We start from the raw sequence: 26,624 nt of genomic DNA on the forward strand, positions 1-26,624 counted from the left end.
AACAATAACAAAGAGGCTGCCTTATCAGGCAGCCTCTCTCTTTTTCAATCACTAAATGATTAATAAGTGTATACTAACTCGTTTTCTTATAGTTCCAAATTGCCCAGCTGTTCAGCAGTATTGCAAAGCCTACCAAATACAAGAACTCTATATGTAATTGTCCAAAACTACTGCCTTTCAGCACAATAAGGCGCATCGCATTCACAAAATGGGTTATCGGAATGGCATTACTCACCTGCTTACTCCACGCAGGCATACTATCTACGCTGGTGAGAAAACCGCTCATCAGTAGGAAGATCATTATAAAGAAATAGGCGATAAACATAGCCTGCAACTGCGAATTAGCATAAGTGGAGACGAGCAGTCCGAAGCCGAGAATTGCGATGAGGTACATTATCGCAAAGGCGTATAAGGTGAGTAGATTCCCTGCGGGGAAGATGCCGTATACTATATACATCACGGTGAGTCCCAAGGTAAAAAGAATGATCCCTACTACCAAAAAGGGTATGAGCTTGCCCAATATAAACTGCCACTTCTTAATAGGCGTTACATTAATCTGCTCGATAGTGCCTATTTCCTTTTCTTTAACTACATTGAGAGCTGAAAGAAAGCCCCCGATAATGGTGAGTAATATAGCTAAAATGCCTGGAACAATATAGCGCGTGTATTGCATATAGGGATTGTACCAATGGGTACTCTCCACGTTGAGTTTGGCTACATTGCCTATGCGTTGGGGTGCTTTTACATTTATATCGAGCTGAGTGTTGAAGTCGCGTATCACCGAAAGCAAATACGCCCCTCCTAACGACGACTTACTCCCGTTAATGGCATCGATAGAGACACCGAGAGGTTGCTTTCCTTCGCGTACGAGGTTGCGCTCAAAACCTTCGGGGACTTCCAAAACTACATCAGCTTTGCCGTCTTCTATCAGGGCGATACCTTCGTTATAAGAGAAAGGAGCGTCTACGAGCTTAAAGTACCCTGACGCAGTAATCTTCTGTATGAGCTCGTGCGAATATGGACTCTGGTCGTGGTCGATATACACAAGGTTGATATTCTTCACGTCGAAATTGGCAACCAAAGGCAGTATAATCAGTTGCATCATAGGTGCCACAAGCATCATTGCCAAGATCGTCTTATCTCGGAATATCTGCTTAAATTCTTTTTGGAGTATAAATGATAAGGTTTTCATTTCTTCTTTATTGTAATCTAATCTTAAACTTCTTCATTGCAAGGCTTAAGAAAATTACCGCCATTGCTATTAATATCAGCGTTTCTTTCCATACGTAAGTGAAATCTAATCCCTTGAGCATTACTTTCTTCACGATAGCGTAGTAGTAACTTGAGGGGAAGACTTTGGATATTCCCTGAAAGATAAGAGGCATATTCTCTATGGGGAACATAAAGCCGGTAAAGAAAGCCGTAGGGAGCATCATTCCCATCATAGCGATGAGCATAGCCGTTTGCTGTGAAGCAGTAACGGTGGATATGAGTAGCCCCAACGACAAACAGATGATGATAAACAAAGTGCTTTCGGCGTACAGCAACAGCAAATTGCCACGTATCGGGACATCGAGCATATAGACCGATAGCAGGAGTATCACGGTGAAGTTGATGAGCGAGAGAATAAGGTAAGGCACGGCTTTGGCAATGAGTATCATTATAGGTTTGAAAGGCGATACCAAGAGGATTTCCATAGTGCCTAACTCTTTTTCGCGCACCACCGCTACCGAGGTGAGGGCAGTGCTCACTATCATAAAGACGAGTGCAATCACCCCAGGAACGAAGTTCATAGAGCCATTCTGCTCCTTGTTGTACAGCATTCGGTTTTCAACGGTTATCTGGTAAGGTAGTTGCACAGCAGGGTTCAGCTCTTGCTGGTAGCTCGCTACCATAGCCGAGAAGTAGTTTTGCACCGTTTTAGCCGTATTGGGGTCGCTGCCATCGGTGATGAGTTGTAGCGAGGTACCACTGGGGGTGTAGAGGTCTTTGCCGAAATCGGGAGGGAAGATGAGCGCCGCTTTTATGGTGCCACGCTTGAATTGGTCTTCTACTTGATTGTAATGGAACAGAGGGTCTTTTAGCTTAAAATACGGACTTGCCTGCAAGCGGTGTGTAATTTCTTGGCTATAGGTATTGTTAGCCTCATCTAATACAGCGATACCAATATTCTTGACCTCGCTGCTGAGGGCTTGACCGAAAAGGATAATCTGCGCTATGGGGATACCAAAGAGTATGAGTAGTGTACGACGGTCGCGGAATACGTGATAGAATTCCTTGCGTATAAAGGCGATGAGCTGTTTCATTGTTTAGTCTGCTGAACGTTTTGCTTTACGGGCGAGTTGGTAGAACACCTCGTCCATTGAATGGGTGTTAAACTGTGATTTAAGGTTGGTGGGTGTATCCATTGCTTCCACTTTGCCGTCTACCATTATGCTGATGCGGTGGCAATACTCGGCTTCATCCATATAGTGGGTGGTAACGAATACAGTGATGCCCTGCGCGGAGGCTTCGTATATCATATCCCAAAACTGACGGCGCGTTATCGGGTCTACACCACCAGTAGGCTCGTCGAGGAAGACAATTTCGGGATGGTGGAAGATAGCTACCGAGAAAGCAAGTTTCTGCTTCCAGCCCAGTGGTAGCGAACCTACGAGTTTGTTGGCTTCTGCCTCCAAGCCAAGCTTGGTGATAAGGTCGGTACTGCGGGTTTTGATTTCCTTGCGACTCAAGCCATAAACGCCTCCGTAGAAGGTGATGTTTTCCTGCACGGTGAGGTTGTCATACAACGAAAACTTCTGACTCATATAGCCGATGTGCTTTTTTATCTGCTCTTGCTCTCGATAGACATCGAAGCCTGCTACGGTAGCCTCGCCCGAAGTAGGGTAGGAGAGTCCGCAGAAGATGCGTATAGCGGTGGTTTTCCCCGCGCCGTTGGCACCGAGGAAGCCGAAGATTTCGCCTTTTTCAACGGTAAGGGAAATGTTGTTCACGGCTTTGAAATCACCGAATTGTTTGGTAAGGTTATGACAGTGGATTGCGTTCATAGTGTTCCTCTCCCCCTGCCCCCTCTCCCAAGGAGAGGGAAGCACATACCGCAAAAGCGATTTGAATTACTTCTTAGGGGTGTTTATTTATTGAATTATTATACTTTAATTTTCTTCCATTAGGCGAATAAAACTATCCTCGATGGTGGGGGTAATGGCTTTCCATTCGAGGTGGGGGAAGGTAGTTTTCAGCTGTTGCTCGAATATGGGAATGTGGGTGTTTTCTTTGAGAGTAACGTGTAGGTACTCACCAAAGGGGTAATAGCTATCAATGTTGGGGTGCTCACGCAGGTGCTTCAGCAGTGCGTACAGGTCGGGAGCCTTGATAGCATAGAGTGCAGTGGGGTACTGGGCTATGATTTGCTCGGGGGTGCTGGTGGAAAGCACCTTGCCTGATTGTATTAAGGCTATGCGGTCGCACAAGCTGGCTTCGTCCATATAAGGGGTAGAAACGAGTATGCTGATGCCTTGCTCCTTTAGTTTCTTCAGCATCTCCCAGAACTCTTTGCGCGAAACCACATCTACCCCCGTGGTGGGCTCGTCTAACAAAAGGACTTTGGGCTTGTGAATGAGGGCGCAACATAGGGCTAATTTCTGCTTCATTCCGCCTGAGAGCTTGCCCGCGCGACGGTTGCTAAACGGCTTTATCTGATCGTAAATATCCTTGATAAGGTCGTAATTCTCAGAAATAGTCGTACCAAAAACGGTAGCGAAGAAGGAGAGGTTTTCCTCAACAGTAAGATCTTGGTACAGAGAGAAGCGCCCAGGCATATAGCCCACGTGCTTACGGATTTCTTTATAATCCTTAACGATATCCCAACCCTCGATGCTTGCAGTGCCCTCATCAGGCAAGAGGAGGGTGGTGAGCATCCGAAAGACGGTGGTTTTGCCTGCCCCATCGGGACCGATGAGTCCAAAGAGTTCACCTTTTTTGACTTCTAAGGAAAGGTGTTGCACGGCGTAGGTATCGCCGTAGGACTTGCTGAGGTTATGGATATTTATACTTGTCATTTTTCTGATTTTCCAATTTGGTTATGAGCTACAAGCTCTATTCTTGGTAGGCACGAGCTACAAGCTCGCGCTAGCAAGGGAGTCATAGGCTCGCTCCAGCAGGGAGTAGGCACGAGCCACAAGCTCGCGCTAGCAATTAGTTTAGGTATTTTTGGATAAGGGTAGATAAATAAGCTTTATCCACAGCAAACCATTGGCTTTCTTCTTTTTTATCTTGGTAACTCCAATGCTCGAAAAGGAACTTATCAGGTGTTGGAATAAGAGCTGCAATGTGTGAGTAATAGTATTCTCCCTCTATAATAGGCTCATAACCTTTTATCACGCATTCACTAATAATCTCAAGGGTATCTAAACTAAAGGCATACCATATTCCTTGTGTACTGGAGAAAATACCAAAATGCTCGTCTACTTGCCATATATTAAGTATACCCTCACCGTCAGTATCAGAGAGTTGTTTTTCTTTTAGTATCTCAAAATCGGGATAGGAAGCTAACATCAGTCTGTCATCAAAGTTAGTAAGAAGGGAACGATTGCCAAGAGGAAACATATATATGTAGCTATCAGGCAGTTTTTGATAGATTTTCAGTTGATTACCTTCTAAAGCAATATAGTAACTTTCTGACCAACCTGCACCATCTAATAAGGAAATAGTTACTTCATTTTCTTTAGGCAGATGGGTAAGCCATAAACTCGCTGCACCAAAAGGGTCTTCCATCCCAATGAGGCTATAGTTTTGCCATTTTCATCAATAGCCATAAGAGTAAAAGTCTCATTCTCATTGTATAAGGCACACCATAGGTAGGTGTGATTTAGAGATTCTTCGTAATGGAGCACATCCCCTTTGATAAAGTATTCTTTACCTGTTTTTGTGTTCTTTACCGAGAGTCCTTCCTCGGTAAGAGTCATAAGTTTATCCCCACTGTTGAGTTTTTCAGGAATAGAAGTAAGGGTTTGAAATTGTTCAATGTAAATCATAGTATAAAGGTTTTATTTTTCTCTTTTCTTCTTGTACCTAACCACAATAGAAGTATAAGTACCCACATTATAATACTTTCAGGAAGTATTTTAGTACAGCTAGCCCAATTGCTGGGTAATATTATTCATTTTTCTGATTTGTCAATTTGTCGATTTTGCCAATGAGCTACAAGCTCTTTTTTTGATAGGCACGAGCCACAGGCTCGCGCCAGCAGGGGTTATTTTCTTAAAATGATTGCCATTTAAGCAGTTGGAAATCATCTAAAATATATTCTTTTCCTGTGTAACTATTATAAAAACAAATCTTATTTTCTTCCGCTTTGACAGAAGGATACCAGTCATCTAAACAAGCAAATCTACTGTGTTTAGGATCAATAATTAGGGTTACAACGCCTGACCATTGATGAGGTTTCACGGCTTCTATTGATATAAAGAAACTTTCGGTCGATTTATCTATACTTATTTGCTTGATATTTCTCAGATAGCACCAATAGGGTAATTCGTTGTTTGACTCAGGGAAATATACTGAGCAAATCTCATCTCCGTGTGGAGGCTGTGTTTCATATCTTAACAACATACGCCCTCCTAAGTAAGCTACTTCGTATGTGTACTCTGTGAGAAGGGTTATTCTACATTCTTCTATATCAAACATATTTACTAATTATGAGGTTACTTTCGGTTTTCTATATCAAGGCAAAAGCAGAGGTCTTTGCCTTCGGGGTCTTTTTCTATATAACAATCTTTTCTCAAGGGATAGTCCCACTCGCCGTTGGCGGTTTTTACTTTCTGATAAGGGGGTACATATACAGTGCCTTTGTCCCAAAGAATTTGAGCATATAGTACTCCGTTGCAATAGGCATAATGCCCAAAAGGGTTCATTTCCTTTGAGGGGTAACACATCTGAAAGTTCTTACGACCGTCATAATCGCGTAGAGCTTGCGCCCCCATAAACTTCTGAGTAAAGCATTCGTTATCCTCACCGAGCTCGTTTTTGTACAATTCGTAGAATGCAGGACGGTCTTTTTCGAACAAAGCGTAATCTTCGGCACTTATCCGGTAATAGCGTTCATAGCCTGCTACCCAACTTACAAGTACTTTCATCAAATGGGTTTCGATTGCTTCGCAATAGCCCACAGAGAAAAAGTGTTCTCGGTCTACGAGCTCTTTAGTGAGCTTTATGTCTTCTATGAGTTTTAATTTCATTTTCAGTAAAATTGTTATATTTTTGCCACAGAATTAGATACTATACTTATATGCATTACCTATACCTCACATTAGCGATTGTTTTAGAGGTCTTAGCCACCGCTCTTTTAGGTAAATCGGAAGGGTTTACCAAGTGGTTGTTTGCCGTAGGATCGCTGTTGTCTTATGGTGTTTGTTTTTATTTTTTATCCTTAGCCCTCAAGAATATTCCGCTGGGGGTAGCCTACGCTATCTGGTCGGGGGTGGGGATTGTACTGACAGCTATTGTGAGTATTCTTGTTTTTAAGAACAAAATAGACCTGCCTTTTGTATTGGGTTCCCTGCTTATCATCGCTGGGGTGGTTGTGATTAACCTCTTTTCAAAGGCAAATGGACACTGATTTTCCCTTTATTTTTTCTCTTTTCTTCTTGTACCTAACCACAATAGGAATATAAGTAGCCACATTATAACACTTTCAGGAAGTATTTTGGTAAGGTTACCTCCATCGCTTGTTAGGGTACTAAAAGCAATACTTGCCCAACGCACTGCTAATAAAGCCATTACAAACTGAGTAATATACTTGCCTGCATTGTCGTTTTTGCGCAGTGCCATTAACACTAAAGCAATACCCATTACCACGTTTTCGGTAGCTATGATATGCCAAAGATAATTGAATGTTACCTTGCTTTCAGCATCGATGTTGGTGTTTGACAAGGCAGGGAAAAGGGTTGTGAAGCCGTTCATTTCGTGAGTAACGGCAGAGAGTAAGCAAAGTACTCCCACTACAAGGTAAAAATAATTACGTATCATATTTTTTTTATAATTGTTACTAATTCGATTTATGTGTTATTAATCTTAGAGGAAGAGGCGGGCGAGAAGGCTGAGGAGCACGAGTGCTAAGGTGATGAGCGATAGGTTGAAGCTGTTTGTGCGCTTACGTTGCCTCTTTCTAAGGCTGTGTTGGTACATAAAATTAAGGTTGGTTTCGGCTATTATTAAATAGATGAAAAATAGCGGAAATATGATATAAGTTATGATAAAAACGACTTGGGATAGGATTATTCCAAGGGCTGAGAGGCAATAATCGGGGTATAGTGAGCGCATTGCTACTATAATAAGTGCGAGTATGGCGGTACATAAAAACGCAATACTTAGGTATAAAAGTCGTTTTTTCATTAGGATATTTTTTAGATAACAAAGGCTGTTTAGGGGGTAAAATCCTTAAACAGCCTTTTTGATTATTACAAGGTAATCTCTTTAGTAGTGATGTTACCAGGTCGGTCGGTGGCGATGACGGTTATTTTATCGCCAGTAAGACTTGCATTGGTGGCGGTGGTTTGGTATACCCACTTGCCTTGTGCTAAGGAGGCGGTGCCTTCCTCAATTGTGTTTTCATCACTGCTAGTAATTCTTACCTTCAGGCTGTTGATTTTAAATTTATCATCTGCCACGATGATAATTTTCTCGCCAGATTCTCTTCCTGTATAGGCTGAAGCGTCTATACTTTCGATAGTAGGCGGTTTGAGATAGTCGGACATAGCTACATTTCGAGAGCTTACACCTTTTTTCTTTCTGGCTTCAGCTTCATAAAAGGCTTTTAACGTAGGGTCTAAAAGTGCATTTTTAGCATAGGTAGAAGCTTCGGAAAAGCGTTTGTTTTGGTTTTCTTGCTTTTCAGTGAACTTTGCTTTTTGCTTAGGAGCTTGCGCAGCAATGGTTACTCCATTTACTTGACGGAATACGATTTTCTTTCCGAATTTACCTGATAATCCTTCTGTTAGGTCATTGTCTTTTACTTGTGCCATAACTTTCAATTTTAATTGTTTAATTAATTATTTTGGTTTATTTTATTTTGAATATGGATATATATTCGAGACAAAAGTACAAATTATTTATTAACAAACAAGAAAAAATCATAAAAATTTTAATATTTGGCAACTAAAGTATAAGACTCAAAACTATACATTGGATATTTTAAGGAATATAAAATTGATAGAGACTATTATCTTTATTAACTTTTTATATATTGTTTTGCGTTATTGTCAATGTTTTTAAGTTTTTATTGCGAATTTGATATTTGATTTTTTGTTTTGTAGCTCCCACATTCCTCCCACGTTCCTCCCACTAATCTCCCACATAGTACTTACTGAAATATTCGTAATGTTCTTTATAAAACGTTGCGAAAAATGTAATTTTAGCTATTTTTAGTAAGGGAATTTGTAGTTTGTGTCCGTGATTAAAGGTTATTTGAACACCACTTCACCGTACATTCCTATTTTGAGATAGCCGTCGTTTTTTACTTTAACCTTGATAGTATAAACGAGGTTGGCACGTTCGGATTTGGTTTGTATGGTTTTAGGGGTAAACTCAGCTTTATTGGATATGTGTGTGATTTCACCTTGATAGGTGCGATATTCGCCTTTGCCGGCATCGGTGCGCACGGTAACTTGCTGTCCTAACTTGATTTGGGTCAGCTGGTCGCCAGTGATGTAGGCTTTTAGGGTCAGGATATCGGTATTAGCGATTTTATAGAGAGGCTTTCCAAAAGTCTGCATTTCCCCTTTGAGGGCGTAATTGACGAGTACTGTTCCTGCTATGGGGTTGATGATTTCTCCTTGGTTGATTTGCTCTTGAACAGCCTGAGCATTCTTTTGCAAGGGAGCTTCTTGGCTGAGCACATTGCGGTTCTGGGTGTTGATATTGGTGAGACTGACCTTGAGTTGGTTTTGAGTGACGGCAAGTTGCTTGCGGAGCTGGTCGACTAAAGCGGTGAGGTCATCCAATTGCTTTTGGGTAGCAGCGCCTCCCGCCACGAGTCGTCGCACACGGGTAAGCTCGCGCTCCTGCTGTTCGAGTTGTACTTTCTGTACCTCGTATTGGCTACGAATGAGTGCTACTTGGTTGGCAGGGTTTAGGGTCTTCTCTTTGAGGGAAGAAATGGTAGCCTCGACCTGCTCTTTTTGGAGCTTGAGGACTTCGACATTTATTTGCCCCACCTTTTGTCCTTCGGTGAGGGTCTTGCCTTCTTCTACCTCGTAGGCGATGAGTTGCCCTGTTTGCTGGGCGGAAACAATTACTTCATCGGCAGTGAAGTTGCCAGAAGCATCGAACTGAGGTTTGTTGTTGCAGGCGATAAGGGCTGCAAGGGCGGTGATGAGTGTTATCTTTTTCATTTTCCTATGATTAATTGTTGTTGCTCTTGAGCTTGCAAGAGTTGTATTTTGTGAAGCGATAGCGTTTGTTGTGCAAGATGCCAAGCATTGACTTTCTGCAGGTATTCGTGGGTGGTGATGACCCCATTGTCCAACTGTACTTCGGCTGCTTTGGCGACGGAATGGCGCAGGGTTACCGATGTTTCGTCTTGTTCTATCAGCTTTTGTAGCTTTTTGAGCTGCTCGGACTGCTGAGTAAGTTCGAGTTTTGTGTTGAGTAAAAAGGCTTGACGGTCGGTTGCGATACTTTCGCGATTGAGGCGCAAGATGTGTCTCTTACTCGACAGGTTGTATAGTGGACTGAGATTCCACTGCAAACGAAGCCCTGTGATGTAGTAGAAATCCGCTTGGTTGTTGAGTATATTGAGCGTGGGACGCCCGTAACCGCCTTGGAAAAACGCACTGAGCTTGGGCATATATTCGCTGTTGAGCTGTTTTTCTTGGGCTTTGAGCAACGATTCCTGTAGCTGAAACCCTTTGAGCTCAGGGCGAAAAATATCGGTACTTACGCTTTGAGACTGCGATTGAGGCGCAGGCTGTGTGAGCTGGGAAGCGCTGGTGAGCTCTTTGCCTATAAAGGTAGACAGCATTTGCAAGTAGGTAGCTTGGGCGGCTTCATACTCGGTGGTTTGCATTGCTACGCGGAGGATTTCGGCTTTGAGCTCATTGACATTGCTGGGGAGGGTAGTTCCGTTCTGCAGGGCTACTTCTGCTTTGCGGAGTTGCGACTCTATTGTTTCGATATTGAGGCGGTTTTGCGATAATTGGGCATCGATAAGTAACACCCCAAAATATAGGTTGCTTACGCGTTGTTTCAGGGTGTATAACTGTGTTTCAACAGCTTGCGCTTGTACAGCACTCTGGGCTTTGGCGACTGCCTTCTGACTGTGAATAGCACCACCTCCATAGAGCAGTTGGCTTACCTCGCCCACGACCTTGTATTGCTCTTTGTCAATCGTAGGCAAAGAGACGTTAGGAGGCAACGGGAGTGTCCCTGCGATGGTTTTAGAGAGGTCGGTTACTTCAGACTGGTAAGTGGCTTGCCCCAAGATAGAGACCTGCGGGAGGTAAGCACGATTGGCATTGGCAAGGGTATAGCCTTCGGTTTTGGCTACCAAATCGAGCTTTTTGACGGTAGGATAATTCTCTCGCGCCAAGTGATAACAATCCTCCAAGGTAATCGTTTCTTGTGCGATACCTATGATGGGGAAGAGTAAAAGTAATGCTATAAATCTCATATATAGATGTTGTTTACGTTATACAGTGTGTTTAACCATTTGGTTAGGGTATAGATAAAAAATATATTGTTTACCCCCATTCTCCTTCTTGGGAGGGGTTAGGGGAGGAACAATATCGCTTTAATCCATTGAGGGATAAGGGTTTTTCGCTGGAGCATTAGGGATTTATACGCCTCTTTGTCGGTTCTGCTCAGGGCGGTAAAGATAGGCTGGGCGATGAAGGGGAATATCACTAAACTGATCACGTTGAGCACGGAGTGCATAAGGTTGGGTTCGGTGATTCGTCCTTGCGCTACTGCCTCGGCGTATTGGCGGGCTAAGACTGAGTGCTCTAACGCTTGAAGGATAGGGGTATTGGCAACAAAAGTCTCGGGGTTAGCACGCACCTCGTTGAACATAAAGGTAGGGAGCTCGGGTTCTTCTAGGAGTAAATCAGTGTAATTATTGACTATTAGCTCTATTTTCTGCTCTAAAGAAGTGTTTTTGTTGTTTAAAATATCGGAAACACCCTTAAAGAATTGTGCCATTGTTTCCATCATCACAATGCCAAAGAGTTTTTCTTTGCTGCGGAAATAATAGTTGAGCATTGCGTGATTGATACCTGCTTCCTCAGCAATATCACGGGTGCGAGTGCCTGCATAGCCCTTCTGGTGAAAGACTTTACGGGCAGCAGCTTTGATGCGATCTTCAGTGGATGTGTCTTTAGTGTTACTCATTGTTGTTTGATTTCGGGGGCAAAGGTAAGTTAAACGTTTGTATTAACCAAATGGTTGGTTATATATTTTTTATCACTATTTGTTAGAATTTGTATTAGAAGAATAAAAACAACTGAAAATCAGAAGTATATAAGGTTAGAATACTTTTGTGACTTTTGGAAGAAAAAGAGCTATATTGTAATATTTAGGCTAGAAATTAGTTATTTAAAGTGAGAGTGGACTAAAGTGACAATGACTATGGCATATTTAACTGATATTTTGATACTTAGCAAATATTTTGTAATTTTGCGGCGTATTATTTTATAAATTATTTATTGTTATGATGACACCTCCTTGGATTAAATTTCCTGCTTATACTGAATTTACGATAGGCTGGCGTATGGGCGCTGGCGAAGATTATAAATCCAAGTTTTGGGACTGGTATGAGGGTCTTACCCCTGCTAAACAGCAGGAATACCAAGCTCTGTTTCCGTATCCTTGTTTTTGGCATTACAATAGATGGGAGGAGAATGAGCAGGATATAGATGATGAAGAAGACTATTATTACGAGGGAGTTGCGCTTTGGCAGCCCAAAGGTGCTTATAAATACTCCAAAAAAACTTTTATCAATTCGGCAAAGAAACTGAAGTTTATTTTCTTTTGGAAGCCTAATGCTAATGTTATAGATGAGTCTTGTTTGGGGCAGTGGCAGCCCTCGCCTTTTAGTGTAGATGGTGATAAATATTCTTGCGCTGAGCAGTATATGATGGCTGAAAAGGCGCGTTTGTTTGAAGATGAAGAGGTGAGAGAGGAGATTATGAACACTTCTGACCCTAAGATGATGAAAGCCTTGGGAAGGAAAGTGCGCAACTTTGACCCTCAGGTGTGGGACAAAGCTAAATATAGTATTGTGCTGAATGGGAATTACTACAAATTCACTCAGAATAAGGAAATGATGGACTTTTTGCTTTCTACAGGCGATAAAATACTGGTAGAAGCAAGTCCGGTGGATGCTATTTGGGGGATAGGCTTAGGCAAAGAGAATGAGAAAGCGAAGAATGTAGCTATGTGGCGCGGTCAAAACCTTTTGGGATTTGCCCTGATGGAAGTGAGAGATGAGATTAGGAAACTTTATAAGAATGTACATTTGCTAAAATAAAAGAAATGAATACAACAGAAAAATATGCTGAAGAAATCCTACAAGGGATAGTAAAAGGGTTTGGTAAATATATTGTGAAACCTCCTTATCAGAAGTGGTATCTTGATGAAGGGCTGGCTGATTATATTGTTGTGAAGCAAAGCAATAATAGAATTGAAGTGGCTTTGGACAGAGATGGTTTTGGTAGTGTAACTACTAAAATAGAAGGTATAGAAAGGCTCTCGGGGGAGGAAATAGAGGAAATTCTCAGTATTGTACAAGAGAAAATTACTGAAATGTTCTTTGATGAGGTGCATTTTGGGAAGTTTCAGTACGAATTGACGACGGTACTAAACTTTAGACACGCTAGTAAGGAGTTTTATTTGGTGAATGAGCCTAGAAAGGTAGAACTGAAAGAGCGCTTTGATAGGTATGTGCAGGAAACTACTATTGATGGTAGTAGGAAGGTGATAGAAAATGAATGGATTAGTTTTTTAGACAAGTTATTCGACACAAATCTTACTCAATACACTGAAAGCCAAATTATAGAAGTAGCTGAAAAGTATATGAAAAGTATAGAGGCTATGGGGAATAAAAAGTATCTTAAAGAGTATCGGAGTTCATTGATTCATCGGGCTGGAAAGTGGAAAAAGGCGGTGTTTATGCCACTTTATTACCAAGTGAAAGGGAATGAAAAATGGAATAAAGAATACATTCTGAAGGCAGAAATTGCCCCTGAAAAAGTTGATGCGGAGAAATTAAAACTATTTGTACAGCAGGCTCTTTGGAAAATCAAATACAAACAATACAGTTGGGATGTGAAGTTTGCTTGTGAAGACTTGGAACGAGCTGCTAATGAACTAGGCTCGGAGAAAGCTAAGCAATACCTTAAAAAAGGTACGGGCGAGCTACCTGATGACCTTATTCATTACAAAGATAGCGGCTTGGAAGCTGATGCCAATGATGTATTTGCTACCATTAGCCTTAAAATCAAGCAAGAGACCGCTGAGGCTTATGGCAAAGCATTGGATTTTATCATTGCGCTACTTAAAGGAGGATTCGCTCATAGTTATCAAATCAAGCTGAGTTCAAAAGCTCCTAAGCTCTTTTTGGATATAAAAGGCCTTGCTAAATCAAGCACGCATCGCTTTTTTGCACAAGCATTGCAATATGAGGCATTGCATCCTAAATTAGAGGAATACACCAAGGTAGCTATGAAAGAATTTGAATGGTATACCGATGTGGAAGAGGGTGAAAAGAGCTGTATGCCAGGAAGCTATGCTGTATTTGGCTTGGGACTTACCAACAAGAAGTACTTCGCGCTGGTGATAGAATACTTTAAGTTAGTAGATGATGAGCACCAGATGGTACACAAGCATTTTGTGAGTGCGCTGATAGAGCTGTATGGGTTTAGCGCAGAGACCTTGCCTGTGATATATGAAGGGGTGATTTCTTCGCAAGATGATGTGGTATTCAAACCACTTATAGAGACAATGCAAAATGCTGAAAACAAGGCGCTGCTTGACGATTTTTTGAAAGATAAAGAGGATTACTACCAAGAGGCGATGTATTATGCTGTGTATGGCAAGAACTGGAAGAAGAAGAAATGAGCCAAGAAGAACTTTTTTACAGAATATTTATCCTCTCTATTTTATTTAAAAAGAGAGATACGAGGGGGTCCTTCCTGAGAGAAGTATGCTATTTTTGTTTCTCGTTTTTGGGGATTTCTAAGCTTTTGGAAGCTATGGAAACAGAAGGACTCATCGGTCACGAAGGGAGGTATGAGAATTCTGACACTTTTGAAAAAATATTTATCACAGAAAAAGGAAAGGAGTTCTTGATAAAAAATCATTCAAAGGCGACCTATACAGAAGATATGATTATTCAAGGGAGAGAAGAGTTAATTAATGATTTTCTTTGTTTACCTGTTGTAATACGAATTAGTAACATACCACAAGAAATAGCCTCTAAACTGATAGAAACTATAGAGACTATAGAGACTGAAAAGCTGCCTAAATGGCTGGAAGAGCGGTTAAAATCATTAACAGAGGAAGAAATATGGGGAAATGATTACTTGCAAACCTATGATATTTTCATACATAGAATTAAGAACAAAAATTGGAGATTTAGGCACTTTAAGAAAGAAGAAAGGTGCTTAGAATTGCATTTTTCGTGCAAAAATAGTAGTTCCTTTTTTGATGTAATTACCGTTGCTTTTTTGTTGGGGATAGATTGTTATACCCAAATGGTAATAGATGACCCTATTTTTGGGGTTTATAGTCCTAAATAATAGCATAAAAGCTGCTAACAGACAGTTTAAGGCACTGAGAAAAACGCAGTGTTTTTAGGATTTTGTTGCGATTTTGGCAAAAAGAAACATCGGTATTAGAACGATTGATTTTCAGCCAAATAATGCTTATCCTTCGTTTATAGTTCGTTTATCCTTCGTTATAGGTTCGTTCATCCTAAGGGATAGCTTTAAGGTGGTTGGGGTGTGGTTGGTAGAAAAATGGGCTGATTATTAAGGGATTGTATTTTTCAGCCACCACAAGATTGGGGGTAGTATTTTTTGAAATATTGGCAATAAAAATAGAAAATGGATGAGGAATTTTTAGTTTTTAGGAGTTGGAGGATAGAAATGGGGTATTTGCGTATTTAATATTACAATTTGGCAAGAAAAATATCAGTACTTTTATAAAGGAAAAGCAGGGAGGAACAAGGAGAAGAAAATTTGCTAATTAGTAAATTATTTGTACCTTTGCGGCTTGATAAATCATTATATCACTTTTTTATGAAGAAAATCAGTATGACAGTATTGGCTCTGTTGCTGCTTGTCCCTATGGCAAGAGCCAATGAAGGGATGTGGTTTTTGATGTTCATTGAACGCCTAAACCAGAGGGATATGCAGAAATTGGGCTTGCAGCTTACGGCTCAGGAAATCTATAGCATCAATAACAATAGCTTAAAAGATGCGATAGTACAATTTAATGGAGGCTGTACAGCAAGTATTATCTCAAAAGATGGTTTAGTACTTACCAACCACCACTGCGGTTATGGGAACATAGCACAGCTATCGACTCCTGAGAACAATCACCTACGAGATGGTTTTTGGGCGCGTTCGCACGCTGAAGAGTTATCGCCAAAACAATCGTTTGTACGCTTTTTTGTGCGTATGGATAATGTGACAGAGCGTATGCTATCGGTAGTGAACCCTACGATGAGCGAAAAAGAACGCGAAGTGGCTTTGAATAAAGAAATGGCTAAGATAGAAAAAGAAAATAGTGAGGGAGGGAAATATGTAGTATCGGTACGCCCTTTCTTTCAAGGAAATGAATATTATTACTTTGTATATCAAGACTTTAAAGATGTGCGCCTAGTAGGTACTCCTCCTGAAAGTATTGGTAAATTTGGCGGTGATACTGATAACTGGGAATGGCCCCGCCAAACAGGTGATTTTTCTCTTTTCCGTGTATATACTGACAAAGATGGGAATGCAGCGTCTTACTCTCCAAATAATATTCCGCTAAAAGCAAAACGCTATCTAAAAGTGAGTCTAAAGGGCGTACAAGATAAGGATTTTGCTATGATTATGGGTTACCCAGGACGTACTAACCGCTGGGAAAGTTCATATTGGGTAGATCAAAACGTTAAGTATGCTTATCCGGCGTGGGTAGAAGCCTCTAAAACAGCTATGGATGCTATGAAACGTTTTATGGATAAAGATGATGCTGTACGCTTACTATACGCTTCACAATACTCAAGTATTGCTAATTATTGGAAGAACCGCCAAGGGATGATTGATGCCCTTAGCGCTCATAAAACAGCTAATAAGAAGCGTAAAGCTGAAGCAAAATTTGCTAAATGGGCAAAGAAAGCTGAGAATAAAGCTGAATATGGCGATGTGCTTAACACTTTGGCTACTTACTTTGAGAAAACTAATACCCAATCGGCAGATGAGAACTATTTGGGTATACTGTGGCGTGCTTCTTTCTTTATAAAAATACCTACACGCTATGTAAATTTAGTAACAGATGCTAAAAGAGGTGGTATGCGTAATGACGAATTAGAGAAAAGAGTGGATAACCTACTTACAGAATACGACAAAGTAAACTTGGATGTAGAAAAGGCTATCCTTGCCGATATGCTAAAACTGTATGCTAACAAAGGTACTGATGTTCCTTCGGAATTAAAAGCTATTAAAGCACAATACAATGGTGATTTCAATAAGTTTGTAGAAGATATTTTTGCAAAAAGTATGTACCGCAGCAAAGAAACTGCTAAAGAGGCTGTTTTCCCTAAAAACAATATCTATCAAACTGAAGAAGAGATGATTGCAACTTTGGCAAGTGACCCTATTTTGGCACTTTCTATTCCTCTTTTTGCTAATTATCGTAACCCTTCGGAAGAGCAAATTAAGTTAGAAGATGCTTATGGCAAGGCTTATAGGAAATTTGTACAAGGTATGCGTAACTCTAAAGCAAGTAACATACTCTATCCTGATGCTAACTCTACTTTACGCTTGACATACGGTACTGTAAAACCATTAAAAGCAGACAAGCGCAACCCTGATGCTAAGAAGAATTTCTATACTACTTTCAATACTTTGATAGCAAAATACAAGAAAGGAGATGCTGAATTTGATATGCCGCAACGTATGCTTGACCTTTACCAAAAGAAAGAGTATGGTAGATATGCGGATAAAGACGGCTCTATGCGTGTAAACTTCTTGAGCAACAATGATATTACAGGGGGTAACTCGGGCTCGCCAGTAATGAATGGCAAAGGAGAGCTTATAGGGCTTGCTTTTGACGGTAATATTGAAGCTATGGCAGGGGATGTTATCTTTGATAAACAACTGCAACGCACTATTAATGTGGATATTCGTTATGTGCTTTGGGTAATAGATATTTATGCTGGAGCAAAGAATATTATTGAAGAAATAGAAGTAATGCAGTAACAGTTATAGCCATTAGTCGTCAGTAGTTAGTAATGAACTAACTACTGACGACTAATTACTAACTGATATGACTAATTACTAACTACTAAAGAATGTTTTTATCAAGTTATACAAAAGAATTTAGATATAACCTTAAAATTGCTTACCCTATAATACTGGGGATGTTAGGGCATACCCTTGTAGGAGTGATTGACAACCTAATGGTAGGGAAAGTAGGTACTACTGAACTGGGTGCTGCGGCTTTGGGTAATACGGCTATATTTATTGCCATGTCGTTTGCAATAGGTTTCTCGGTAGCAAGTACTTCATTGGTAGCAATGGCTGACGAAGCTGGCGATAAAGCTACCGCCCAACAGGTAATGAATCACGGAATGGTATTAAACTCTGTTCTGGGAGTGGTGTTATTTTTACTAATGTTCACTGTAGAACCTGTAATGCGTGCTACTGGACAGAAAGAAGATGTTATAGCTTTGGCTGTACCTTACACCCACTTAGTAGCTTTTTCATTAATCCCGCTGGGAGTATTTAGTACTTTTAAGCAATTTGCTGATGGCCTATCAATGACTAAGCAGGCTATGTATGTTACCTTATTGGCGAACTTGGTAAACATTTTTTTAAACTATCTATTTATCTATGGGAATTGGGGCTGCCCTAAATTAGGTGTAATGGGAGCTGGAATAGGCACCTTAGTATCACGGATAATAATGCCTATAATGCTGTTTTTTATGATGAAGAACCTGCAGAAATCACGTGAATATGTGATGAATATCAGCTTTAAGAATCTGCAGAAATCAATGTTTAAGAAAATTAGTAATATAGGTTTGCCTACGGGTATGCAGATGATATTTGAGACTGGTATTTTTACGGCAGCTATCTGGATAAGTGGTGCCCTTAGCAAGGAAGACTTATCGGCTAACCAAATAGCGTTAAACCTATCAAGCTTAACTTTTATGGTTGCTAATGGCTTGGGTATTACAGCTATGATACGTATTGGCAATCAGTTAGGGGCTAGGAATTACGCTAACCTACGTAGGGTGGCAATTTCGGTATTCCTTTTAGTGCTTTGTACGCAAGTATTTTTTGCAATTCTGCTAGCTGTGCTGCGCAATTGGGTGCCTTCCTTATATCTGGATATGAATACTACTGATATAGAAAAAATTGCTGAAAATACCTTAGTGATAAATGAAGCAGCAAAACTGTTGTTAATAGCTGCTATTTTCCAAATATCAGATGGGCTACAGGTAACGGCTTTGGGGGCTTTGCGTGGAGTACAAGATGCCAAAGTGCCTATGTATATAACCTTTGTATCCTATTGGCTGATAGCTTTCCCGATACTATACATATTAGGTATTCATACATCGTTGGGGACTATGGGTATTTGGATTGGGTTACTTATAGGACTTACTGCAGCAGCAGTGTGCTTGCTATATAGGTTTAACCGGATTAGCTTACGCCTGATAGCAAATAGACATAAAGATAATTAGCAAATTGGCAAATTAGTAAATTAGCAAATTGGCAAATTATGAATGAATGTGAAACTTTAATTTTTAAGACAATAAGAAATAAACATATATGAAAGCAGGAATAGTAGGACTACCAAATGTAGGTAAGTCGACTTTATTTAATTGTTTATCAAATGCGAAAGCACAAAGTGCAAACTTTCCTTTTTGTACTATTGAGCCAAACTTAGGGGTAGTGAATGTACCTGACCCTCGTTTGGAAAAACTTGAAACCCTTGTGAAACCTGAACGTGTACTACCAGCTACTGTAGAGATTGTAGATATTGCTGGATTGGTAAAAGGGGCAAGTAAAGGAGAAGGCTTAGGAAACCAATTTTTGGGTAATATACGTGAATGTAATGCTATTATACACGTATTACGCTGTTTTGAGAATGACAATATCGTACACGTGGATGGGAGTGTGAACCCGATACGTGATAAGGAAACTATAGACATAGAACTACAACTAAAAGACCTTGAAACTGTAGAAAAACGATTAGAGAAAGTAACTCGTGCTGCCAAAGCAGGCGACAAGAAGGCTGCTAAGGAAATGGACTTACTAAACCGTGTAAAAGATGCCCTACTTACTGGTGTATCGGCACGTGCTATACAAGTAAATGAAGAAGAAAAGGAACTATTGGAGAGCTTCCAGTTACTTACTACTAAACCTGTACTATACGTATGCAATGTAGATGAAAAATCGGCTAAAAATGGTAATACTTATGTAGAACAAGTGAGAGAAGCTGTAAAAGATGAAGAAGCAGAAGTAATTGTACTAGCTGTAGCTACTGAGGCTGATATTACAGAGTTAGAGAGCTATGAAGAGCGCCAAATGTTTTTGGAAGATATAGGCCTAGATGAGCCAGGAGCTTCTAAACTAATACGTGCTGCTTATCACTTACTAAACTTACAAACTTATTTTACTGCAGGAGTAAAAGAAGTACGTGCTTGGACAATACATAAGGGCGATACAGCTCCGCAAGCTGCAGGTGTTATTCATACCGACTTTGAAAAAGGTTTTATACGTGCTGAAGTAATTGCTTATGATGACTTTATAACATTTGGCAGCGAAACCAAAGTAAAAGAAGCTGGTAAAATGCGTGTAGAAGGTAAAGAATACATAGTGAAAGACGGTGATATTATGCATTTCCGTTTCAATGTATAAAAAAAAATCGGTAAGACAATTCCCATCGCTTACCGAAAAATAATTCTAAATTAAATAATCATGAAGCAATTTAAGACAAAACCTTAATTGCGGGGCAAAGGTACGGCGAGAATCAGTTAGAAACAAACTAAATAAGCGTGTTGATTAAATTATTGTTGTATCTGCACCATAAATACCAAGAAAAATATAAAAAAATCATTATATGAGAAAAAAAATTGTAGCAGGAAACTGGAAAATGAACAACGACCTTAACAAATCGTTGGCTCTTATTTCTGACCTTTTGAAAAAAGTACCTCAAACTGAGGCTGAAGTAATGATAGCCCCTACTTTTGTAAACCTTATACCAGCAGTAGAAGCTGTAAAAGGTAGCCACATTGAAGTAATTGCCCAAAATATGCACTTTGCTGAAAATGGTGCTTATACTGGAGAAATTTCGGCTGAAATGTTGGGTAGTATAGGTGTAAAGACTACTATCTTAGGACACTCTGAACGTCGTGCTTATTTTAACGAAACAGATGAGAGCCTAGCTAAGAAAGTAGATACTGCCTTAAAACACAATATGCGTGTGGTATTCTGTATAGGAGAAGAATTGGCAGAGCGCAAAGCTAACAAGCACTTTGATGTAGTAGGTAGCCAAATAAAGAAAGGATTATTCCACTTACCAGCTGAGGCTTGGCAACACGTAGTGCTAGCTTATGAGCCTGTATGGGCTATAGGTACTGGTGAAACAGCTACCCCTGAACAAGCACAAGAAATTCACCACTTTATTCGCAAGACTATTGCTGAGAAATACGGCAAAGAGGTAGCTGATAAAGTATCTATCTTGTACGGAGGTAGTGTAAAACCTGATAATGCAAAAGAAATCTTCGCTAAGGAAGATGTAGATGGCGGACTTATAGGGGGTGCAGCCCTTAAAGCAGAGGACTTTGTAAGCATTATCAAGAGTATTTAATTTTTGATTGATTTTACAATAAAGGGTGTCCGGAAAGTCACTTTTTGGACACCCTTTCTTTTTTACAAAAACAGATGTTACAAAACGATTTATTACTAAGAGTACTTGATGGTGAGGTGACTGAGCGTCCGCCAGTGTGGATGATGCGCCAAGCAGGGCGTTACCTACCGGAATTTAGAGCGTTACGCGATAAGTACGACTTCTTTACCCGTTGCCAGACGCCTGAGTTGGCTGCTGAAATTACTGTGCAGCCAGTGGATATAGTAGGTGTAGATGCTGCTATCTTATTTTCGGATATACTGGTAGTGCCACAGGCTATGAATATTCCTTTTGAGATGAAAAAAGGAGTAGGGCCTTGGCTAGAAAAACCTGTACGTACTGCTAATGATGTGGCACAAGTAATAGTGCCTAATATAGAAGAACGCTTGGGTTATGTGATGGAAGCTATAAAACTCACTAAAGAGATGCTTAACAACCGTGTGCCGCTTATAGGGTTTGCGGGTTCGCCGTGGACTATACTATGTTATACAGTGGAAGGCTCGGGATCACGTGATTATACCACTGCTAAAGAGTTTTGCTTTACACAGCCAGAGCTTGCGCACCAGCTATTGCAAAAGATTACTGATACGACTATACTTTATCTGAAAGAAAAAGTAAAAGCAGGTGTAGATGCTGTACAGCTGTTTGATAGCTGGGGTGGTGTACTATCGGCGGATGATTACCGCAACTTCTCGTGGCAGTATTTGAACCAAATAGTGGAAGCCTTGGCCCCTCTTACTAGGGTGATTGTATTTGCTAAAGGTTGCTGGTTTGGCTTACCTGAAATGGCTGCAAGCAAAGCTGCTGCGCTAGGAGTAGACTGGACGTGTGCTCCTGAAATAGCTCGTGAGCTTACTGGACACAAAAAGGTATTACAAGGGAACTTTGACCCTTCACGGCTTTTGGCTCCTCGTGCTGAAATTAAGAAGAAAGTAAAGGAGATGATTACTGCTTTTGGCAAAGAGCATTATATAGCTAACTTAGGACATGGTATTTTACCTAATGTGCCTGTGGAAAATGCTATTGCCTTTGTGGAGGCTGTGAAGAGCTTTTAGATATTGAGAGGATTTTAATGATAATGAGGATTATAGTAAAATCCTGACTGAGTGGCTTAAAAGGCACTTGGTCAGGATTTTTTTTGTACGTTATATTTTACCAAGTTTGAGCATATTCAAATAGATAGTGTTCTTCATCGGAAAAATAGTGGTAGTAGTGTTTGGTTTCATTTATATAGCCTATATCAAAACCTAAGTGTTGCGTTTGAGATTGGGCTATTTCGGCACTAAAAAATGATGTTACATCGGTTAAACGCAATCTTATACCAAAATCAAGGAGAGGAAGTAAAATGATATCGGGTGGGGATGTTATGGCTTGTATTTTGGTGAGTATCCAGTCCTTTTTGTGTGAATGAGTTTCGTTTTCGGTTAATAGGAATCTATCGGTATAGGGGGTAGCTTGTTCATATCGTATAGAATTGCGTAGAAAATCATAAAAGGGAGTTAGCTCCTGAGATTTTACTAACTGTAATACTTCGCAGGAGGGTAGGTTTTGATAATAATCAAGTGTGGCTTTTTGGGTGAGTTGCTTTCTTTTTTCTACAATACGTTGTTTTATACTTAGGCTCATAAATTCTAGCGTAAGAGTTATTTATTAATGTTGGGGAGGGTTTCTTTGTTTTATGAAAGTGGTTATGTGTTTGGGATAAATATGGGACAAAGGTACAAAATAATAAGTAGATGGGCAAGTTGGGTATTGGAGGGAGAGGGTTGTAGTTGCAGACTATCCTTCGTTTATAGTTCGTTTATCCTTCGTTATTCGTTCGTTCAGGGTTCATTCGTTCAATGGGGTGGTTAGTTGATGGGTGGTGGGATTATGTATTGATGTTGGGGTATGTGGTGCTTGGGGGTGGAGGGAAAGGGAGGTTAAAATGTAAAGAATGCATAGTTTTTTGTTAATTGGAAAAAAGTTTGTAATTTTGCAGCCGCTCACTAAGAAAAATATTATGAAATTAAGATATGCGACCTTCATTATCCTATTGGTATTGATTATTGACCAATGGAGTAAAATATATATAAAAACACACTTTATTCACGATGAGACTATTAAGGTTTTTAGCTGGTTTCACATTCACTTTGTAGAAAATGAGGGGGCTGCTTGGGGGACTAAAATACCTGGTAAATACGGTAAACTTATTTTGACATTGTTCCGTATTGGGGCTGTGATAGGGATAGGATATTGGTTGGTATCGGCAGTTAAGAAGCAACAATCTAAGATATTGATTATTTGTATATCGCTTATTTTGGCTGGTGCTTTGGGGAACATTATAGACTCGGTGTTTTACGGTGTTATTTTTGATCATAGTTTTGGTAATGTTGCTACTCTTTTCTCGGATAATCCGTATGGTACGCTGTTACACGGGATGGTAGTGGATATGTTTTATTTTCCTCTTATAGACACTACTTTACCGAGCTGGGTTCCTATATGGGGAGGGGAACGTTTTCGTTTTTTTGAACCTATTTTTAACGTGGCAGACTCGGCTATATGCATTGCAGTGGGGCTGATGATTATATACCACAAAAAGATTTTCCCAAAAGAATAAATGAACACAAAGACACTGGAAGACTTAGAGTTTTATACGGTACTTACTCAGCTATCAGACCTCTGCCTTACGGAGCTAGGCAAGAAATATGCTTTGCGTATTGAGCCTTTTAAAAATAAAGAGAATTTGTTATTGGCTTTGCGCCAAACAAATGAGTATAATTCTTCATTTGATAACAATAATGTTATTCCTTCACATTTTTGCGAGAATATAAGCCACGAAATTAAGCTATTGGCTATTGAAAATGCTTTGCTTGAGATAGGCAGTATTAGGAAAATACACCGGATATCGGAGGTTACTAATACACATATTCTTTTCTTCAGGAAATTTAAAGACCTCTACCCTACCCTTTTTGAAACTGCTGATAGCATTACATACACTAATGAGGTGGTGAATGCTATTGACAAGGTATTGGATAAATACGGTGAGATTAAGAGTGAGGCTTCGGCTACCTTGGCGAATATACGTAGGGAGATAAGTGCTTTGAAGGGGAAGATAAACGAAAGTTTTAACCGTGCTTTGGCTGAATACAACACTGCTGACCTTTTGGATGATATACGAGAAACAGTAGTGGAAAATAGGCGTGTACTAGCGGTAAAAGCTATGTATCGCAGGAAAGTACAAGGGACAGTATTGGGTAGCTCTAAAACTGGTAGCATTGTATATATAGAGCCGCGACAGACTGAGCTATACACCCGTGAACTTACTAACTTACTGTACGACGAGAAGGAAGAAATACAACGCATACTGCGAGAACTTACAGCTTTTATCAGTCAGTTTGTAGAATTATTGAAAGATTACCAAAGGTATATTACAGCTATTGATATTATCTACGCTAAAGCTAAGTATGCTTACCTTATGAACGCTCTGCTTCCTGAAATAGGAGAAGAACGGGTGCTGCTATTGCGTGATGCTTATCACCCATTATTACTGCTGAATAACAATAAAAAAGGGGTTACTACTTACCCACAGACTATAGAACTGAATGATGAAAAGCGCATTATTGTAATTTCGGGACCTAATGCTGGAGGAAAAAGTATTACCCTAAAAACTATAGGACTACTACAACTAATGCTACAGAGTGGGATGCTGGTGCCTGTGCATCACCGCTCAAAGATGTGTTTGTTTGAACGTATTTTGACAGATATAGGGGATAACCAATCAATAGAGAACCACCTAAGTACTTATAGCTACCGGCTAAAGAATATGAATTATTTTTTGCGGAAGTGCAATGCCCATACACTGTTTTTGATAGATGAGTTTGGTACAGGTAGTGACCCTGAATTAGGAGGAGCTTTGGCAGAAATATTTTTAGAAGAGTTTTATCATAGGAAAGCGTTTGGGGTTATTACAACCCATTACACTAACTTAAAAATGCTAGCCGATGAGTTGCCTCACGCCACTAATGCCAATATGCTATTTAATGATAAGACCTTAGAACCTATTTACAAGCTTATTATAGGAGAGGCAGGAAGTTCATTTACCTTTGAAGTAGCACAGAAAAATGGTATACCATTTAGCCTTATTAATAGGGCAAAAAAGAAGATAGAGAAGGGTAAAGTACGTTTTGATGCTACTATTGCTAAATTACAGAAGGAACGGTCACGTATGGAAAAGACTGCTGAAACCCTTAAAGATAAAGAAGTAAAAGCCCGTGAAGAAGCTAAGCGATTGGAAGAACTAAATGATAAAGTAAAGAGTAAACTGGTAAACTACCAAGAGCTATATGACCAGAGCCAACGCATGATTACCTTGGGTACAAGAGTAGACCAACTGGCAGAACGTTACTTTTATGATGGGAAACGCAGGCCTCTTATAGCTGAAATCTTAAGACTTATAGAAACTGAGAATGCCAAACGCAAGCAAGTAACTAAAGAAGAACGCACCAAACAGAAAGAAGAGAAAAAAGCTACTGTAGAGGAAGTACATAAACAAATAGAAACAATACGGCAGCAGCGCAAAGAAGAAAAGAAAGAGCGCATAGCACAAGAACGCGCCGAAAAAGAGAAACTACAACGTACCCTTGCTATAGGTGACCGTGTACGGATAAAAGACAGCCGTAGTGTAGGTAGCATAGATAAAATAGAAAAAGGCAAAGCTGTTATCAACTATGGAGCTTTTACTACTTCGGTTGCTTTGGAAGAGCTGGAGCTAGTGCAGAAGATGAGATAGAATTTACGCCCGTTACTACCCAGTAGTAGCGGGTTATTTTTTTGCCTTTGGCAGTGCACATTTCTTGCTGAAAAGGCTGGGCTGTAACTGAAGTAAAACCTATTTGATTGAGTAATAAAACTACCTCATCGGGATGGTAGAAGTGAAAGACTTGTTGCGCAAAAGGTAATTTGAGACCGATAGCCTGATCAATAAAAGTAAGGGCAAGAGTAGCTTGAGGAGCAAGAAAAGAGCGCAGATGTGTGAGATACTGTTGCAAATTCGTAATGAAATAAATGGTATTTACCATAAAACAGACATCAAAAAGATGGGTAAAGGAAGGAAGCTTATCAGCGGTTACTTGGAGAAAAGATGCTTGTTGCAATTGTACTCTTACAGCATTATAAGTAGAGGCTTCGGAAAGCATAGCTGCAGAAGTTTCTAAGCCTACATACTGCAAATGCTCTGCTTGTGCAAATAAATAGGGTAAGTGCTTGCCATTACCAAAGCCAATTTCTAAGATATGACTATGAGAAGAAAGAGACAGGCTAGAGAGCGTTTGTTGTATCATTTCAAAGTTTTGCTCAAACATATAATTACCTACAGCTATGGATTTTTCGCCTGTGGGACAGCGCAATAATTCACCCAAAAGAGACATATTTTCAACAGGAGGATTCATTTCTTTATATATAGATTTTCAGATAGTTACGCCGCAAAGATATAACTTTTTTAGTAAATAGTTTGCATAGTAATTCAATTTATA

Annotated in this window: 27 protein-coding genes; 11 read left to right on the top strand and 16 right to left on the bottom strand. The window is 40.1% G+C overall.

Annotation, left to right across the window (positions count from 1 at the left end):
* Nucleotides 1-73 precede the first annotated feature (73 nt).
* From C4H12_RS04965 to C4H12_RS04995, 8 genes are all read right to left on the bottom strand, one after another.
* Nucleotides 74-1,192, bottom strand: coding sequence for an ABC transporter permease (locus C4H12_RS04965; RefSeq protein WP_106097949.1), 1,119 nt, complete (start codon nt 1,190-1,192; stop codon nt 74-76).
* A 7-nt stretch (nt 1,193-1,199) separates the two neighbouring features.
* Nucleotides 1,200-2,306: an ABC transporter permease gene (locus tag C4H12_RS04970; protein ID WP_106097950.1), complete on the bottom strand. Its 1,107-nt coding sequence runs from the start codon at nt 2,304-2,306 to the stop codon at nt 1,200-1,202.
* A gap of 3 nt (nt 2,307-2,309) precedes the next feature.
* Entirely contained in the window at nt 2,310-3,047 is a 738-nt protein-coding gene (locus tag C4H12_RS04975; protein ID WP_106097951.1) for an ABC transporter ATP-binding protein, read from the bottom strand.
* 105 nt (nt 3,048-3,152) lie between these two features.
* Nucleotides 3,153-4,058 (bottom strand): ABC transporter ATP-binding protein, encoded by a 906-nt coding sequence (locus C4H12_RS04980; protein ID WP_106097952.1) that lies wholly within the window; start codon nt 4,056-4,058, stop codon nt 3,153-3,155.
* A gap of 136 nt (nt 4,059-4,194) precedes the next feature.
* Entirely contained in the window at nt 4,195-4,773 is a 579-nt protein-coding gene (locus C4H12_RS04985; protein ID WP_254424814.1) for a hypothetical protein, read from the bottom strand.
* Nucleotides 4,710-5,033: a hypothetical protein gene (locus C4H12_RS13820; RefSeq protein ID WP_254424815.1), complete on the bottom strand. Its 324-nt coding sequence runs from the start codon at nt 5,031-5,033 to the stop codon at nt 4,710-4,712. Before C4H12_RS13820 ends, C4H12_RS04985 begins: the two co-directional genes overlap by 64 nt.
* Nucleotides 5,034-5,259: 226 nt before the next feature.
* Entirely contained in the window at nt 5,260-5,685 is a 426-nt protein-coding gene (locus tag C4H12_RS04990; RefSeq protein ID WP_106097953.1) for a hypothetical protein, read from the bottom strand.
* Between the two features lie 17 nt (nt 5,686-5,702).
* Nucleotides 5,703-6,236, bottom strand: a complete 534-nt coding sequence (locus C4H12_RS04995; RefSeq protein ID WP_106097954.1) for a hypothetical protein — start codon at nt 6,234-6,236, stop codon at nt 5,703-5,705.
* Between the two features lie 50 nt (nt 6,237-6,286).
* On the opposite strand from C4H12_RS04995, the gene C4H12_RS05000 reads away from it, so the two are divergent.
* Nucleotides 6,287-6,616 (top strand): multidrug efflux SMR transporter, encoded by a 330-nt coding sequence (locus C4H12_RS05000; protein ID WP_009410711.1) that lies wholly within the window; start codon nt 6,287-6,289, stop codon nt 6,614-6,616.
* A gap of 8 nt (nt 6,617-6,624) precedes the next feature.
* Here C4H12_RS05000 and C4H12_RS05005 read toward each other — a convergent pair whose 3' ends face one another.
* The 6 genes from C4H12_RS05005 to C4H12_RS05030 form a co-directional block, all read right to left on the bottom strand.
* The gene (locus C4H12_RS05005) at nt 6,625-7,026 is read right to left on the bottom strand and encodes a hypothetical protein (RefSeq protein WP_106097955.1); all 402 of its coding nucleotides are present in this window, start codon (nt 7,024-7,026) and stop codon (nt 6,625-6,627) included.
* Between the two features lie 45 nt (nt 7,027-7,071).
* Entirely contained in the window at nt 7,072-7,392 is a 321-nt protein-coding gene (locus tag C4H12_RS05010; protein ID WP_106097956.1) for a hypothetical protein, read from the bottom strand.
* 65 nt (nt 7,393-7,457) lie between these two features.
* Nucleotides 7,458-8,021, bottom strand: a complete 564-nt coding sequence (locus C4H12_RS05015) for a hypothetical protein (protein WP_106097957.1) — start codon at nt 8,019-8,021, stop codon at nt 7,458-7,460.
* Between the two features lie 438 nt (nt 8,022-8,459).
* On the bottom strand, nt 8,460-9,389 hold the full coding sequence (locus tag C4H12_RS05020; RefSeq protein WP_106097958.1) for an HlyD family secretion protein: 930 nt from the start codon (nt 9,387-9,389) through the stop codon (nt 8,460-8,462).
* Nucleotides 9,386-10,666: a TolC family protein gene (locus tag C4H12_RS05025; protein ID WP_106097959.1), complete on the bottom strand. Its 1,281-nt coding sequence runs from the start codon at nt 10,664-10,666 to the stop codon at nt 9,386-9,388. Before C4H12_RS05025 ends, C4H12_RS05020 begins: the two co-directional genes overlap by 4 nt.
* A 98-nt stretch (nt 10,667-10,764) precedes the next feature.
* A complete protein-coding gene (locus C4H12_RS05030) occupies nt 10,765-11,382 on the bottom strand; it encodes a TetR/AcrR family transcriptional regulator (RefSeq protein ID WP_106097960.1) in 618 nt (205 codons plus the stop codon).
* A gap of 319 nt (nt 11,383-11,701) precedes the next feature.
* Between C4H12_RS05030 and C4H12_RS05035 the strand changes: the two genes are divergently transcribed.
* The 8 genes from C4H12_RS05035 (at nt 11,702) to hemE (ending at nt 22,166) form a co-directional block, all read left to right on the top strand.
* Entirely contained in the window at nt 11,702-12,520 is an 819-nt protein-coding gene (locus tag C4H12_RS05035; RefSeq protein WP_174688418.1) for an NADAR family protein, read from the top strand.
* Nucleotides 12,521-12,525: 5 nt separating this feature from the next.
* Nucleotides 12,526-14,109, top strand: coding sequence for a DUF6138 family protein (locus C4H12_RS05040; protein WP_106097962.1), 1,584 nt, complete (start codon nt 12,526-12,528; stop codon nt 14,107-14,109).
* A gap of 134 nt (nt 14,110-14,243) precedes the next feature.
* Nucleotides 14,244-14,789 (top strand): hypothetical protein, encoded by a 546-nt coding sequence (locus C4H12_RS05045; protein ID WP_129588208.1) that lies wholly within the window; start codon nt 14,244-14,246, stop codon nt 14,787-14,789.
* A gap of 501 nt (nt 14,790-15,290) precedes the next feature.
* A complete protein-coding gene (locus C4H12_RS05050) occupies nt 15,291-17,456 on the top strand; it encodes a S46 family peptidase (protein ID WP_106097964.1) in 2,166 nt (721 codons plus the stop codon).
* 92 nt (nt 17,457-17,548) lie between these two features.
* Complete coding sequence (locus C4H12_RS05055) at nt 17,549-18,940, top strand: MATE family efflux transporter (protein ID WP_106097965.1); 1,392 nt, start codon at nt 17,549-17,551, stop codon at nt 18,938-18,940.
* Nucleotides 18,941-19,028: 88 nt separating this feature from the next.
* Nucleotides 19,029-20,120 carry a redox-regulated ATPase YchF gene (ychF, locus tag C4H12_RS05060; RefSeq protein WP_106097966.1) on the top strand — a complete coding sequence of 364 codons (1,092 nt, stop codon included), beginning with the start codon at nt 19,029-19,031 and terminating at the stop codon, nt 20,118-20,120.
* A 202-nt stretch (nt 20,121-20,322) separates the two neighbouring features.
* A complete protein-coding gene (gene tpiA, locus C4H12_RS05065) occupies nt 20,323-21,072 on the top strand; it encodes a triose-phosphate isomerase (RefSeq protein ID WP_106097967.1) in 750 nt (249 codons plus the stop codon).
* Nucleotides 21,073-21,146: 74 nt separating this feature from the next.
* Entirely contained in the window at nt 21,147-22,166 is a 1,020-nt protein-coding gene (gene hemE, locus C4H12_RS05070; protein WP_106097968.1) for a uroporphyrinogen decarboxylase, read from the top strand.
* Nucleotides 22,167-22,263: 97 nt separating this feature from the next.
* Here the strand turns inward: hemE and C4H12_RS05075 are convergent, their stop codons facing one another.
* Nucleotides 22,264-22,737, bottom strand: a complete 474-nt coding sequence (locus tag C4H12_RS05075) for a hypothetical protein (RefSeq protein ID WP_106097969.1) — start codon at nt 22,735-22,737, stop codon at nt 22,264-22,266.
* 376 nt (nt 22,738-23,113) lie between these two features.
* Here C4H12_RS05075 and C4H12_RS05080 point away from each other — a divergent pair, with 376 nt between their 5' ends.
* Both C4H12_RS05080 and C4H12_RS05085 read left to right on the top strand, forming a co-directional pair.
* Nucleotides 23,114-23,710, top strand: a complete 597-nt coding sequence (locus tag C4H12_RS05080; RefSeq protein WP_106099434.1) for a lipoprotein signal peptidase — start codon at nt 23,114-23,116, stop codon at nt 23,708-23,710.
* Complete coding sequence (locus C4H12_RS05085; protein ID WP_106097970.1) at nt 23,711-25,882, top strand: DNA mismatch repair protein MutS; 2,172 nt, start codon at nt 23,711-23,713, stop codon at nt 25,880-25,882.
* Here C4H12_RS05085 and C4H12_RS05090 read toward each other — a convergent pair.
* Nucleotides 25,833-26,540, bottom strand: a complete 708-nt coding sequence (locus tag C4H12_RS05090; protein ID WP_106097971.1) for a trans-aconitate 2-methyltransferase — start codon at nt 26,538-26,540, stop codon at nt 25,833-25,835. The two genes, C4H12_RS05085 and C4H12_RS05090, sit on opposite strands and share 50 nt — an antisense overlap.
* Nucleotides 26,541-26,624 lie beyond the last annotated feature (84 nt).

Source organism: Capnocytophaga sp. oral taxon 878 (assembly GCF_002999135.1).
Taxonomy (GTDB): Bacteria; Bacteroidota; Bacteroidia; order Flavobacteriales; family Flavobacteriaceae; genus Capnocytophaga.